Genomic DNA, 12,056 nt, shown 5'->3' on the forward strand with positions numbered 1-12,056 from the left:
AGCTCGCGACTTCGACCAGTTCATTGGCGGGGTGGGAGATGGCTTTTCGGAAAGCGCAAATTGCTAGCGTAGGTGTAAGGACATTTGACGAAGCATGCCTCGGATCTCATTTTCAAATTGTGAAGCACATACATCGGCTATCTTGCTCTCATGCAAGACAGAATGAGGGTTCTCCCGGCGCATCGTCGCAATATGCGACCAATTTTGACGTGTTCGATAGTTGGTGAGGCACAATGAGTAGAAACCTTCGGGCCAGCTTAACCGACCCTATCCAGATCCCAACGCTATCAGCAGCGACCGGGCGAATTGGAGTCCGGGGGCCATCGAAACCAGGGCGCAGGAGAACTATCTGCACGAGCTTTGGCGCGTGTACGATCGTGCCTGTGGATGTCTGATCGGTTTGGCTGTCGGAGACCCCTTGGGAACGACGCTCGAGTTCAAGCCTCGTGATAGTTATTGTCCGTCGTCAGCGTCCATGGCACAGATTTGAGGTTGACGCCGATCAAGCGAACCTCGCGATCCCGACCGGCGTCCGCGACCGCCGCAGAAATACCTTCCTTGTGCAAACCAACTCCAAGAATGCATTTTAATTGCCTGCCATGGTGACCTCTGATCTTGCACGGTCGATCCTGACCAACCGTCGGCCGAAGAGACTACACCGATGGACCCGTCTGCCAACCGACAATGGTCAACCCATCTGGCTGTTCGCCGGATCGAAGGCCGGCGGTGAACGCGCCGCCGCCATCTACTTGGTCATCGAGACAGCCAAGCTCAATGGCGTCGAGCCGCAGGCCTATATCGCCGATGTCATCGAGAAGATCGCATCGGGCTGGCCCGCCTCCCGATGGGACGAACTCATGCCGTGGAACTGTACAGCACAGACCGCACCCGTATGCATGGCGGCATGACCGATCAGATCGCCCGGATTCGCATCACGCTCGAAGACATGAAGCCCGCCATCTGGCGCCGTGTCGAACTTCCCGTCACCAACAGCCTCAAGACCCTGCACCTCGCGATCCAGGCCTGCATGCTCTTCGAGAACTACCATCTGTTCCGTTTCGACGTGGGCGATGCCGCCTATGGCGTCCGCTTCGATGATGACAATGCTTTCATGGTCCGCACCCGCGACGCCGCCAATATGCGCATCAACAAGTTTGTCGAGCGCGGCATCACCAGCTTCACCTACACCTATGATTTCGGGGACAACTGGCGACATCGTATCGAGATCGAAGAGATCACGACCGCCATCCCCGGCACCGATTACCCGCGGTTCGTCGATGGCGAACGACGCGCCCCGCCCGAGGATGTCGGCGGAACCCCGGGATTTGAGGAGTTCCTAAATGCCATGGCCAAGCCGCGCCATCCCGAGCGCGCGTCCATGGTGCAATGGTATGGCGGTGTCTTCAATCCCATTGATATCATCCCCGACGAGATCAGCGCACGCATGGCGAAGCTCGCCAAGCGACGGGCGCAGGGAAGAGCCGCCTACTCCGACCCTAAATCCCGCGACAGCTAATCGATGGCGGTTTCCTGACCACGCTTACGGATCAAAAGTGGCGATGGGATTTTCGGGGCGCTCGGTATTGGGGTGACGGGGTGTGCGGCCCGATCTCCCATCCTTTATTCGGTACTAGCTTGCCATCTACCGCGGTGGTCGGGGGACCCGCGCTTCCCAGATGGAACTCAGGATGAATGTCCCACATTTGGGCGCCCACAAAATACTGGTCGACGGGAACTCCGCTCTGCGTCTCGCTCCAATTCGCCGCTTTGAGCTTCGTTTCCCAAAGCAATTCTTCAGACGGCGTCTTTCCTTTGTTCATGCTCAACGCGAGAGTGGAGCGGAGATCGTACGGAACGCCGTTAGGACCAAATGCAGAAGGGTCTTGAGCCGTGATCCAGACGGCCGACCTGTTTACCAAGACCAACTTGGCGACGTCTTTATTCTGACAGCCGGCAAGGGTTGAAAACCACTGATCATGACGTCTAGGCCAAGGCTTGGTGCCGGTCGCGATCTTTTGCAATTGCCGTGAGAACGCCAAAAGACGCAAGCTGGCGTACGCAATCTGCTGGCCTCCGGTCACGCCGCCAGCAACGACAGTAGTGATGCGGGTTCTCATCTCGCTCCGAAGCTGGGAGGAGTTTCGTCCCTTTTCGCCAAGCGATGAACTTTGCCGTGCGCGACTATATACCGAATACATCAGCTCGATTCTGGGCGACAGCGATGCGAACAGGTGACGAACCTCTTGCTCGGCTTCGAGCTTTGCGTTGGGCCCTCGTGCAAGATAAACTTTTGATTCCAGGATTTCTCCCTCGGCCTTGAGGAGACGAAATAGTTTGGGACGTGGGCCTTTCGGCTTCGTCTCAGAAAAAATTGCATCCCGAGCCGCTTTTAACGTGCCAACCATTTGCCGCGTCTGCGCGTCGTGAGCACCTATCGTGTGGCGCTTGCGCCCATCTTGATTCTGAAAATGGAACTCTTCAATTGCGCGCTGGCGTACTGAAATTATCTGCAACTGAAGCGCGCCGAAATATAATGCGGTTGAATAATATATCCGTTTCAACTTTGCGCGATCGTTCAGCTCTGCGGAAGCCGGCAACGTTTGGACGGTATGATGCCAGCCTGACAAGCATTTGATCGCGAATTCTGGAAATGAATGCATAGTCTCTAGAAGATTCCGCGCATCGGCCTCTGGATTGAGCTTCAGGGCTTCGGCGATTAGCTCTGCACCTTGGGCGTGCGTGCTACACAACATGTTGGACAGGAGCTCGGTGAGAGGGTTCGCGTCTCCGTTTAGTAATGCCCTGGCTTGCTGTTCCGGCATTTGCACCCGATGGTCAAAAAGATGTCCAATAGGTAATCGAGACATTTCGCCGAATGTGAACAGCCGTCGCTCAAACTCGATCCGAGTAAGGCCGCCATCGAGCGCGCGATCCAGCTCTGATCGCACGCGAGCAAAAAGCGCAGCCAGATGGAACATGGATTCAGGGTCGCTTTCGGCCATCAATCGCTTCAGAACATCAATCATTTAACCTCTCGACTTGCGAAACGCGTATCCGGATCTAGTCGCTTAAAATTACGGCCAAAACATTAATCCGATGTAGCCCCCCGTGGGAGAATTATCCGCACCTTCTACGTGAGTCCTGTCGAACAGAAGGCAATCCAGCCTTCACGACAGGAGAAGAATGAAATGCAGTCGCACAAAGAATTTGGTGCATCGATCGGGAAGTCCCTGGTCGAAGCAGAGGCGGGCGCCGATGTGCCCCGGGTTGCCGCCGCGCAGTTTGCATCTGCGCTCGTCGCCGAGCATCCGTCGGTAAAGTTGCCGACTTTGCTCGCCAACTCGAACGTTCGCACTTGGATGAGCGATGCTCGCGTAAGCGAAAGCATGCTGCGCATGGCTCTTACCAATGCGCGCAAAATAAGTCGTGAAAATGTGCGGCAAAAGGACATCGTTCGTGTGCCTCCGCGTTCGCGGAAAAAGCCGACGGTTGAAGTCGAGGCAAAGCCCGCGTCGCAGGCGAGCGGGCGGAAGATCGACCTCGGGAGCACCGAGTTGATCCCGAACCGCTCCCTCGATTTGCTCTGATGACAAAAGGCGGTCGACGCTCACTCCAATTCACAAGTCAGCCGCGACCGCCTTTTCAATCTTTCATCAACTCACCAACTCGCCGCGCGCGCGCTGCGAGCCTTGGAATATCTACGAATAGGAATCTAAGATGGCAGCGCTCGCATCGAACGCAAACTTCACAAAACGACGTAAACGTAGGCCGATTGTGCTCGTTGGAGGCGACAAGGGCGGAACTGGAAAAAGTTTTGGAGCCCGAGCAGTCGCAGGTTGGTTGGCCATGCAAGGGTATCAAGTAGCCGCCTTCGACGCCGATGGACGAAACGGTCATCTCGACCGCTACTATGGCGAGAGTCTGTGCGTTTCACGAATTACATTGCGAGAGACCCTTGGCTGGACGTCAATGTACAAGGCATGGGAGCTTGCGGACGACAATTGCGTGATCATTGTCGACCTGCCCGGCAACATTGGCACCGACGTCACCAGAGAAGCAACGCGTCTCAAGCTGATATCGGACGCTCTAAACCGCGACCTGATTAATGTGTGGGTGGCAGCTGAGGAAGAGGACTCAGTTTGGTTGCTTGAGGAAGCATTGCAGGTAGCCGACGCGCATCGCACAATTTTTTGGATGAATGGTCGTTTTGGCGCAGATCCATCAAAATTCGAACTTTGGAATGGTTCGAAGATCCGCAGCCACTTCATTAGCGACGGTGGTACCGAATCGTTCTTGCCAGTGCTGCCAATCTACGCTCGAACGGCTATCGCGCGGGCTCGTGCGCCGTTCCACAATCTGTCCTCAGCTAATCTCGGATTCACCGACCGGATCGATTTCGACCTCTGGTGGACGGCCGTCGAAGAATCTCTCAAACCGCTCTCTGATCTCCTGGGAGGCCGGCCATGAGCAACCTTGCAGAACAGATCATGCGCAATGTCTTAGGCCGTGCGACTACGGCCGAAGACTATCGTCAGCTGAACGAAATGATGGCCGCTTTGCCGCCTGAAATTGCAACCAGCCCGGGCGCTATGTACGAACTCGTGTCCCGCATGAATTTCTTGCAGCAGCTTGACGCGACCATTGCTCAGGCGGGACGTGAGGCTCAGCAGAAAATCCACTACGATCTGCCGGCTCGCATCGATGACGCCGCGCTGAAGGCTATGCTAAAGGTGCGCGACACGCTGCCGGTCGATGCCGCGCACACGGCGAAGAAGCTCTACTTCACGACAGCACTCGGAACGCTCGTGATAGGCATTTTCTGTTGCTGCGCCGGTTGGATTCTCGGCGAGAATCATGTCAAAGCCGAACGAGCGGCAACACATGCCGCGTCCGATCGTGAGCTCGGTCGCTGCGTCGATGCCGCGACAGGCGCTTTCGTCACCAGCGCGCGCGCCGGCGTTAGAACCGCGCCGATCCGCAACGAAACGGTCCGAAACGACCTTATGGTCTGCGGGGCAGAGTACGCCGATCGCAGGGCAGGGAACGGCTAACTCGCCGCGGGCCCCTGACGACTTCTCGTCAGGGGCCCGCCGGTGGCGACGACAAGCGTCGCCACGTTCAAGCCAATCACAGATTCAATCGGAAAAAGGGAGGAAAGAGCAAGGGCTGGCCAACGACTACCGCGCCGCTGCAGCGGCGCTTTGGTCCGCGCTCTGTCGCTTCGCTCTGTCGCTTGTCACGCGTGGCCCGACCTTGTTGGGGAGGACTCTGTCCTCCCCAAGCCCCTCCTCAGAGACACCAGAATTTCACCCTAGGGGAATGAAAATGACCGGACAGACCGGATCCGAAAATCGCAGGCGGCAAATCGTCCGCAGCACGCGCTGGGACGAGCAAGAGTTCGCCCAGCTCCAGGCGATCGCTACATACTCAGGATGCTCCGAGGCCGAGGTTCTGCGCCGCCTCGTTCGACGAGCGAACAAGCAGATCATAATCTCACGCGACCTCGTTCGTGCCGTCCGTCAGCTCGGGAACAACGTTAATCAGATTGCTCGGCGCATGAACTCGAACGAGCAGGTCCGTTCTGACCAACTTCTCGAAGCCTACCGAGAACTGCTCCATGCCGTGAAAATCGCAAAGTCATGATCAGCAACATCACATGGGGTGCCGATTTCGCCGGCATTGTTCGCTATCTGGTTGAGAACCGCGATCATGAAGTCCTCGACCTGAAGGGCGTTACCTCGGTCGAACTTGCCGCGGACGAAATGGCAGCAGTTGCCGCGCTCAGCTCGCGCGCGAAAAATAAGCTGCTTCATGTCTCATTGTCGGCAGCGCTCGAGGATGGTTCACTTGACGCATCTCAATGGCTGCATTGCGCCGACGAACTCACCGTGGCTCTTAGGCTGGTTGGCCTTCAACGAGTGGTTGTTCGCCACAAAGACAAGGCACATGACCATGTCCACATCTTCTTCTGCACCATCGACTCTGCGACCGGTCAGACGCCACCGAAGTCCTGGTATCTGAAAAAGGGCAATGCAATGCTGGGTATTGGACCGCATGCACTGTCCGAGTCCGAAATTGTCGCGGTCCCGCTGCACGCACGTGCCCTCCGGACATATGATTTTCGCGCACTCGCCCGAACAATGGACATCTGTCGCAAGCTGGAAAGGCAGCTTGGTCTTCGCACTCTTCGTACACCGGTAGAGGCGGCGCAAGCACGGTTGGCGGGAGTGGCCAACGACAAGAGTGCGGCACAGCGAAAACGTCATGATCGAATTGGATCGACACCGCTGATCGAGCGAGCGGACGAAATCCGCGGCGTTCTCGGTACGCGAGATTGGCCGTCAAAGCGTGACGCACTTTGCGCGCTGGGATTGGACTTTGAGCCCACCTATCGGACCACCAAGAAAGGGACGGAGCTTCGTGGCCTGACGATCTTTGACATGCGCGATACGGGCAATCGGATCCGCGCATCCGATCTTGATCTCCCAAGCCAGAAGTTCGGTCTGCTGCGCCTCGAAGCGCGACACGACCCCGGTGCCGACAGGTTCGATATTTGGTGGCCAAGGCGGGGTGCGAGCGCTTCAGCAATCGAGACCGGTCGCGACAACGATCATGTCCGACTTAAGAGCAGCTTTGACCTTTTCGCACTTCAGCATCGCACATCCGAACGCGAAAAGGCAAATGCGCGAAAGAAGCTGCGGAAGGAGCAAACGCTCGGACGCGCGCGCTTGAGAAAATCGCTTATGCGCCGTCGCCGTGATGAAGCTGCGCGGCTGCCGTCCAGTGAGCGCCGAGCCTTCTATCGTCGGTACGCCGCAGATGTGTCGCGGCCTGAACTTGCCTCGCTAAGTGAATTTCACTCGAAGCAGAAGCGCAATCTCGCGCGCAGTAGAAAACCAACTTGGACGGAATATTTGCAGCTTTGCGCTGAAGCGGGCGACATCTCGGCCGCGCGATTGGTTCCGCCGCCCCGTGCGAAGCCACGCAATCGAATTGCGGAGGTCGTTCGCAATGAAACTGTGATCGCCCGCGCTCCTGGTGTGATATCGCAACCAGCGCCCAACATCGTTCAGAACGAACCTGACGACCTCAGCCCCGACGATTTGTTCTTCATGTACCAGGCGTCGAAGCAGCGCGGTCGCGATTGATCGAGTTTTGACCGTTATCACGCGGCGAGGCCGACGGCGCGTTTGTGCTTGTGCGAGTTTAGCCGGAGCGCTACTTTGACAGAGTGTTTTCGGTGGAGGAAAAAAATGATTTCCAAAGAAGACGTCCCTGGCGGCTGATCCCGTTCAATGTCTCAAGTCGAGGCGGCCAACGATTGGTCGCCTTCTTTTTTGCAACGGCCAAGGACAACGCTATCCCGCTTGCTTGCGCTATCGACCGATGACGCTTCCGTGATGGCATGAATTCACTTCCCCGCTGGTAGAGCTACGAGCCGCTCGGTTAGGCGGCTTTTTCGACGCTTCCAAAACTATATGCCGAATGCCTTCAGGCTCGCGTCGAACGCGCCTTCCAGTCCGCTACGGATACCGCCTTTCGGGTGAGTTGATAAAGGTGCTTCCTCGATGATTAGAATTCCGGAACCTTGCTCAACCTTGTCTTTGAAGAGCTGTTCTCGGCCGAAAAAATAGGGCGCAAAAGTTTCGGTGCGGGTGACGGAATAAGCAAGATCCGCACTGAATCCGACTAGCTGGTCTTGGCCAAAGATACGGCCGCGCTCGGCTTGTTCCAATCGGATCCCGCGGCCGCCCTTGATGACCAGCCGACATGGACCATGGAAAACCAAATAGCGAAGCTGCAGCGTCAGCCACGCGTTGAGTGAGAATAAGCGCCAGTGGCTCGTGATCCGCATTGGTTGCCCTTCGGGCTGAGCAACTGCGACGAGGGCGCGGGGATGTAGCACGCAAGCGGCACCTCGCGGTATATTGACCTCTGCGAGCTCTGCAAACGGATCGCGAACTGCAGAGACGGTGGTATTTTCCCCTTCGCCCCGAATACGCGTTAAGAAGATTAGTCCGCTGGCAACGCTGGAAAAGATGTGTCGATAATCGAGCAGCCAGCGAGTGTCTTTCTTAGCTCCGACGGCGGTCGATTGAAGGTAATCTTGTCGCACTAAGAGCTCTTCGCTTTTTCCCAACGTTATGAGAACGGACACGCGGGAATTCTCCGCAGGCGGAATCGGCGCGCTCCCGGCGCCGGGAACCTTTATGCGGATCGATGCCCGGCGCTCTGCCAAGGGGGCGAGAACATAGTAGAAAATGGTGCGGATGATGAATGGCATCGCGACGATCGCTGCAAGCACGAGCAGGGCCTGCAATAATATGCTTCGAATCGTTTGCTTGGTCACCTCAGGGGAGTATTCGTTGAGCTTGGCGGCAACGTCATTTCGGACTTGCGCAAGGGCAACTTCCGCAGCTTCCAATTTGGCCTGTGCGACCTTACCGGCCGCCATGCCAGTCTCCCGCGCAGCCCTTTTGGATTTGTAGCTGGAGCACTCGGCCTTTGCGGTCTGGGTGAGCTTTGAGGCGCGGTTTTCCATGAGGTTGCCTACGGCTCGTCTCGCATAACCACTGCCGTTAAACGTTCGCACGGCTTCGTTCGCGTGCTCGCACCCGAGCCGTGCGACCTCGACGGCGCTTTGACGCGGGAAGGAGATTTGGTTGAGCGCCGCACGGCGCGCTTCGCGGTCCTTGGCCGTCTCAAGCAGCGCGATTTCTGCTGACAATGTGCCGCGCCTCAATTTCAGTTTTTCCCGCGCAATGATTGCCGTGGGTCTGACGCTGGCCAACCATCCCTGCTGCTGCTTGAGCTCCGAGTCAGTTTTGGCAAGATCGTTACGCTTCTCCTGTAGGGTCGCCGCCAGCTCGCTCCCCGACATCGCGAGGAACTGACCTTCAGATGTTTCCAAATTAGCGATCGCCTGGCGCTTCAAGCGCATCAGTTCGTTTTTGATCTCAGCCGATGATTTCCATTCGTCACTGGCTGCCGTCCGCACAGTTCCGTCCGAAACCATCGGCCAAATAAGCTGATGGAATGCTATTGCCGCAACGATCAATACGAACACGATGCCCTTCCGAAGGTACCCATCCGGTGAGGGCCGTGTTGTAGGCTGGGGTTTCGCGCGCTCATAAGCGTGCTCGTATGAGCGAGCTTAAGGACGGGTATGAGCCAGGTAACGCTGTTTAGCGGCCCCGAGCGTCGTCGGCGGTGGAGTGAGGATGAGCGGCTTCAGATCCTGAACGAGGCGTTTGCGCCGGGTTCCTGCGTTGCCGAGGTTAGCCGCCGGTATGATGTTTCCACCAGCCTGATCTATGCATGGCGGCGCAAGTTTCGCGCAGCCTTGCCGGGCCCAGTATTCGCCGAGGCGATGGTGGCCGACGAGCTGCAGCCGCCTTCGCCCGTGCCGGGCGTTGCGATTCTGATCGAGCTGCCGGGCGGCGCCCGGGTCAGCATTGCGGCCTCGGCATCGCCGGTGCTGACAGCCGCGGCCTTGAAGGCGCTGCGATGATCCCGCCCGTCGCGCGGGTGTGGATAGCGATGGGTCATACGGATATGCGCAAGGGCATGCAGGGGCTCGCGCTGCTCGTCCAGCAGGCTCTGGGACGCGATCCTTTCGGCGGCGATCTCTTCGTCTTTCGCGGTCGCGCCGGATCGCTGACCAAGATCATCTGGCATGATGGTATCGGCATGTCGCTTTACGCCAAGCGGCTCGAGAAGGGGCGCTTTATCTGGCCGTCGGCGAAGGACGGTATCGTGTCGCTGACCAGTGCGCAGCTGGCCTGTCTGCTCGACGGGATCGACTGGCGTAACCCGCAGTATAGCTGGCGGCCGCAGAGCGCGGGATGACGCCCGGCATGATGCTTTTTTGGCTTGATTGGCGAGGCCGATGGTGATTCATTCATGGGCATGGAAGCCGCCGTTTCGCCCGTTCCGGACGACGTCGCAGCGCTCAAGGCGCTGCTGAACGCGGCGACCCGCAGAGCCGATGAGGCAGAGGCGCGGCTCGCCAACGCAAAGGCCCGCGAGAGCGCCACCGAGGCGATGATCGCCCATCTCAAGCTGCAGATCGCCAAGCTGAAGCGCGAGGCCTACGGCGCCAGCGCAGAACGCAGCAAGCGCCTCCTGGCGCAGATGGAGCTACAGCTCGAAGATCTCGAGGCCGATGCCAGCGAGGATGAGCTCGTCACCGAAGCCGCCGCCGCAAAGGCCCTGACCGTCACCGCGTTCGAGCGCAAGCGCCCGAGCCGCAAGCCGTTCCCCGATCACCTGCCGCGCGAGCGCATCGTCGTGCCCGCCCCCTGTTCCTGCCCGGCATGCGGCAGCAGCCGCCTTGCCAAGCTCGGCGAAGACATCACCGAGACGCTTGAGGTTATTCCGCGATCGTGGAAGGTCACCCAGACGGTGCGCGAGAAGTTTTCTTGCCGGGATTGCGAGAAGATCGCGCAGGCGCCCGCGCCCTTTCATGTGCTCCCCCGCGGCTGGGCCGGGCCAAGCTTCCTCGCAATGCTGCTGTTCGAGAAGTACGGGCAGCACCAGCCGCTCAACCGCCAGGCCGAGCGGTTCGCCCGCGAGGGCGTGCCGCTCAGCACATCGACGCTCGGCGATCAGGTCGGCGGCGGCGCCCATGCGCTGATGCCGATCTATCGCCTGATCGAGGCCCATGTACTCGCCGCCGAGCGATTGCACGGCGACGACACGACCGTGCCAGTCCTCGCGAAGGGCAAGACCGATACCGCGAGACTGTGGGTCTATGTGCGCGACGACAAGCCGTTCGCCGGCGCTGATCCCCCCGCGGCATTGTTCCACTACTCACGCGACCGGCGCGGCGAACATCCGCAAGCTCATCTCGCATCCTGGTCAGGGATTCTGCAGGCCGACGCCTATGGCGGCTACGGCGAGCTCTACCGCGAAGGGCGTACGCCCGTACCCATCTTCGAGGCGGGATGTTTCGCGCATGCACGGCGCAAGTTCTTCGAGCTTGCCGACGTCGAGGGCGCTGCGCGCAAAAAGAGCCGCGGCGAGCGCGCCGGCATGATCTATCCGATCGCGCTCGAAGCCGTGCAACGGATCGATGCCCTGTTCGATATCGAGCGCGCCGTGAACGGCAGCAGCGCCGCCGAACGTCTCGTCGTGCGGCAGGAACTCAGCGCACCGCTCATTGCCGAGCTCCACGCCTGGCTCACCGCACAGCTGGCCAAGCTCTCGCGCAACCACGATCTGGCGAAGGCGATCAACTACATGCTCCGGCGCTGGGCCGCGTTCAGCCGCTTCCTCGATGACGGCCGCATCTGCCTGACCAACAACGCAGCAGAACGGGCGCTGCGCTGCGTGCCGCTCGGCCGCAAGGCCTGGCTGTTCTGCGGATCCGATCGCGGCGGTCAGCGCGCCGCCATCCTCTACACCCTGATCCAGACCGCGCGGCTGAACGACATCGATCCGCAGGCCTGGCTTGCAGACGTGCTCGCCCGCATCGCTGAGCATCCGGTCCGCCAACTCGATCAGCTGCTGCCTTGGAACTGGCAAAACCATCGCGCTTAGGTCACGGTCGGTACCTCAACAGGGAACAGGTAATGCGAACGATCGCGGATTTTCAAAAAGAGGTCGCGGACTACATCGCGCGTACCCACCAAAGCGGTGGGCTCCTAGAATGCCCCCTATGTGAGCAAGGCGCCCTGATCGAGGCGGAGGTTCGCGCGACGGGTGAGCAGATCTCGTTCTGCGAAGAATGTGACAGCATCTGGCCAAGCGAGTGCCTCATCGACGATTCTCACGCAGAGGCGTTCCAAACATTCGTGGATGCCCATGGTAAGCGCGGCCTCACCTGGTCCGAGCTCAAGATCTCCTAGCGATCCATCACCGCCCAATCAGAGCTGCGCCGCGGTCTTCACCGGATGGCTACTTCCGAAGGAACCACCCCAAGATTGCTTTGATGGCGTTCATTCTGCTCCTCTAGGGTAACCGTGTCCTGAAGGCCGCCTTGCGGGAAGCTGCTGCGGGATGCTGATAGCCGCTCTTTGCGAGGAGCGGTGATGAGCGAGGATATCGGAGCGTCG

Annotated in this window: 12 protein-coding genes and 1 pseudogene; 11 read left to right on the forward strand and 2 right to left on the reverse strand. The window is 58.9% G+C overall.

All coding sequences use genetic code 11. The annotated features are described in order from the left end of the window. Positions 1-653 precede the first annotated feature (653 nt). Both ATE71_RS18495 and ATE71_RS18500 read left to right on the forward strand, forming a co-directional pair. Positions 654-908 (forward strand): annotated as a pseudogene (locus ATE71_RS18495) (transposase domain-containing protein); the annotation flags it as partial. Beyond that, positions 905-1,516, forward strand: a complete 612-nt coding sequence (locus ATE71_RS18500) for a plasmid pRiA4b ORF-3 family protein (RefSeq protein WP_058804831.1) — start codon at positions 905-907, stop codon at positions 1,514-1,516. The pseudogene ATE71_RS18495 and the gene ATE71_RS18500, both read left to right, overlap by 4 nt. 31 nt (positions 1,517-1,547) lie before the next feature. Here the strand turns inward: ATE71_RS18500 and ATE71_RS18505 are convergent, their stop codons facing one another. After that, complete coding sequence (locus ATE71_RS18505) at positions 1,548-3,026, reverse strand: hypothetical protein (RefSeq protein WP_058804820.1); 1,479 nt, start codon at positions 3,024-3,026, stop codon at positions 1,548-1,550. A gap of 108 nt (positions 3,027-3,134) precedes the next feature. Between ATE71_RS18505 and ATE71_RS18510 the strand changes: the two genes are divergently transcribed. From ATE71_RS18510 to ATE71_RS18530, 5 genes are all read left to right on the forward strand, one after another. Next, positions 3,135-3,587: a hypothetical protein gene (locus ATE71_RS18510; RefSeq protein ID WP_160328066.1), complete on the forward strand. Its 453-nt coding sequence runs from the start codon at positions 3,135-3,137 to the stop codon at positions 3,585-3,587. A gap of 130 nt (positions 3,588-3,717) precedes the next feature. Further along, positions 3,718-4,467, forward strand: coding sequence for a division plane positioning ATPase MipZ (locus tag ATE71_RS18515; RefSeq protein ID WP_152998845.1), 750 nt, complete (start codon positions 3,718-3,720; stop codon positions 4,465-4,467). Next, positions 4,464-5,051: a hypothetical protein gene (locus ATE71_RS22595; RefSeq protein ID WP_058804823.1), complete on the forward strand. Its 588-nt coding sequence runs from the start codon at positions 4,464-4,466 to the stop codon at positions 5,049-5,051. The genes ATE71_RS18515 and ATE71_RS22595 overlap by 4 nt, the downstream gene beginning before the upstream one ends. Positions 5,052-5,325: 274 nt before the next feature. Continuing rightward, complete coding sequence (locus ATE71_RS22600) at positions 5,326-5,643, forward strand: plasmid mobilization protein (protein WP_160328067.1); 318 nt, start codon at positions 5,326-5,328, stop codon at positions 5,641-5,643. Then, the gene (locus ATE71_RS18530; RefSeq protein WP_058804825.1) at positions 5,640-7,148 is read left to right on the forward strand and encodes a relaxase/mobilization nuclease domain-containing protein; all 1,509 of its coding nucleotides are present in this window, start codon (positions 5,640-5,642) and stop codon (positions 7,146-7,148) included. Before ATE71_RS22600 ends, ATE71_RS18530 begins: the two co-directional genes overlap by 4 nt. A gap of 326 nt (positions 7,149-7,474) precedes the next feature. On the opposite strand, the gene ATE71_RS18535 is transcribed toward ATE71_RS18530, so the two are convergent. Beyond that, complete coding sequence (locus ATE71_RS18535) at positions 7,475-9,067, reverse strand: hypothetical protein (RefSeq protein WP_152998846.1); 1,593 nt, start codon at positions 9,065-9,067, stop codon at positions 7,475-7,477. Positions 9,068-9,166: 99 nt separating this feature from the next. Here ATE71_RS18535 and tnpA point away from each other — a divergent pair, with 99 nt between their 5' ends. From tnpA to ATE71_RS18555, 4 genes are read left to right on the forward strand one after another with little or no spacing between them, the layout of a single operon-like run. Then, on the forward strand, positions 9,167-9,511 hold the full coding sequence (gene tnpA / locus ATE71_RS18540) for an IS66-like element accessory protein TnpA (protein ID WP_058804827.1): 345 nt from the start codon (positions 9,167-9,169) through the stop codon (positions 9,509-9,511). Further along, on the forward strand, positions 9,508-9,849 hold the full coding sequence (tnpB, locus tag ATE71_RS18545; RefSeq protein WP_058804828.1) for an IS66 family insertion sequence element accessory protein TnpB: 342 nt from the start codon (positions 9,508-9,510) through the stop codon (positions 9,847-9,849). The genes tnpA and tnpB overlap by 4 nt, the downstream gene beginning before the upstream one ends. 60 nt (positions 9,850-9,909) lie before the next feature. Next, positions 9,910-11,541: an IS66 family transposase gene (gene tnpC, locus ATE71_RS18550; RefSeq protein ID WP_058804832.1), complete on the forward strand. Its 1,632-nt coding sequence runs from the start codon at positions 9,910-9,912 to the stop codon at positions 11,539-11,541. A gap of 32 nt (positions 11,542-11,573) precedes the next feature. Continuing rightward, positions 11,574-11,849 (forward strand): hypothetical protein, encoded by a 276-nt coding sequence (locus ATE71_RS18555; protein ID WP_058804829.1) that lies wholly within the window; start codon positions 11,574-11,576, stop codon positions 11,847-11,849. The last annotated feature ends 207 nt before the right edge of the window (positions 11,850-12,056 follow it).

Origin of the sequence: Sphingopyxis sp. H115 (genome assembly GCF_001468465.1) — a bacterium.
In the GTDB taxonomy this organism is placed as follows: Bacteria; Pseudomonadota; Alphaproteobacteria; order Sphingomonadales; family Sphingomonadaceae; genus Sphingopyxis.

What these genes read in the sequence shown, in the direction of transcription:
- ATE71_RS18500 (WP_058804831.1), top strand. Translation starts at nt 905, where the DNA reads ATGACCGATCAGATCGCCCGGATTCGCATCACGCTCGAAGACATGAAG.
- ATE71_RS18505 (WP_058804820.1), bottom strand. Translation starts at nt 3,026, where the DNA reads ATGATTGATGTTCTGAAGCGATTGATGGCCGAAAGCGACCCTGAATCC.
- ATE71_RS18515 (WP_152998845.1), top strand. Translation starts at nt 3,718, where the DNA reads ATGGCAGCGCTCGCATCGAACGCAAACTTCACAAAACGACGTAAACGT.
- ATE71_RS22595 (WP_058804823.1), top strand. Translation starts at nt 4,464, where the DNA reads ATGAGCAACCTTGCAGAACAGATCATGCGCAATGTCTTAGGCCGTGCG.
- ATE71_RS22600 (WP_160328067.1), top strand. Translation starts at nt 5,326, where the DNA reads ATGACCGGACAGACCGGATCCGAAAATCGCAGGCGGCAAATCGTCCGC.
- ATE71_RS18530 (WP_058804825.1), top strand. Translation starts at nt 5,640, where the DNA reads ATGATCAGCAACATCACATGGGGTGCCGATTTCGCCGGCATTGTTCGC.
- tnpA (WP_058804827.1), top strand. Translation starts at nt 9,167, where the DNA reads ATGAGCCAGGTAACGCTGTTTAGCGGCCCCGAGCGTCGTCGGCGGTGG.
- tnpB (WP_058804828.1), top strand. Translation starts at nt 9,508, where the DNA reads ATGATCCCGCCCGTCGCGCGGGTGTGGATAGCGATGGGTCATACGGAT.
- tnpC (WP_058804832.1), top strand. Translation starts at nt 9,910, where the DNA reads ATGGAAGCCGCCGTTTCGCCCGTTCCGGACGACGTCGCAGCGCTCAAG.
- ATE71_RS18555 (WP_058804829.1), top strand. Translation starts at nt 11,574, where the DNA reads ATGCGAACGATCGCGGATTTTCAAAAAGAGGTCGCGGACTACATCGCG.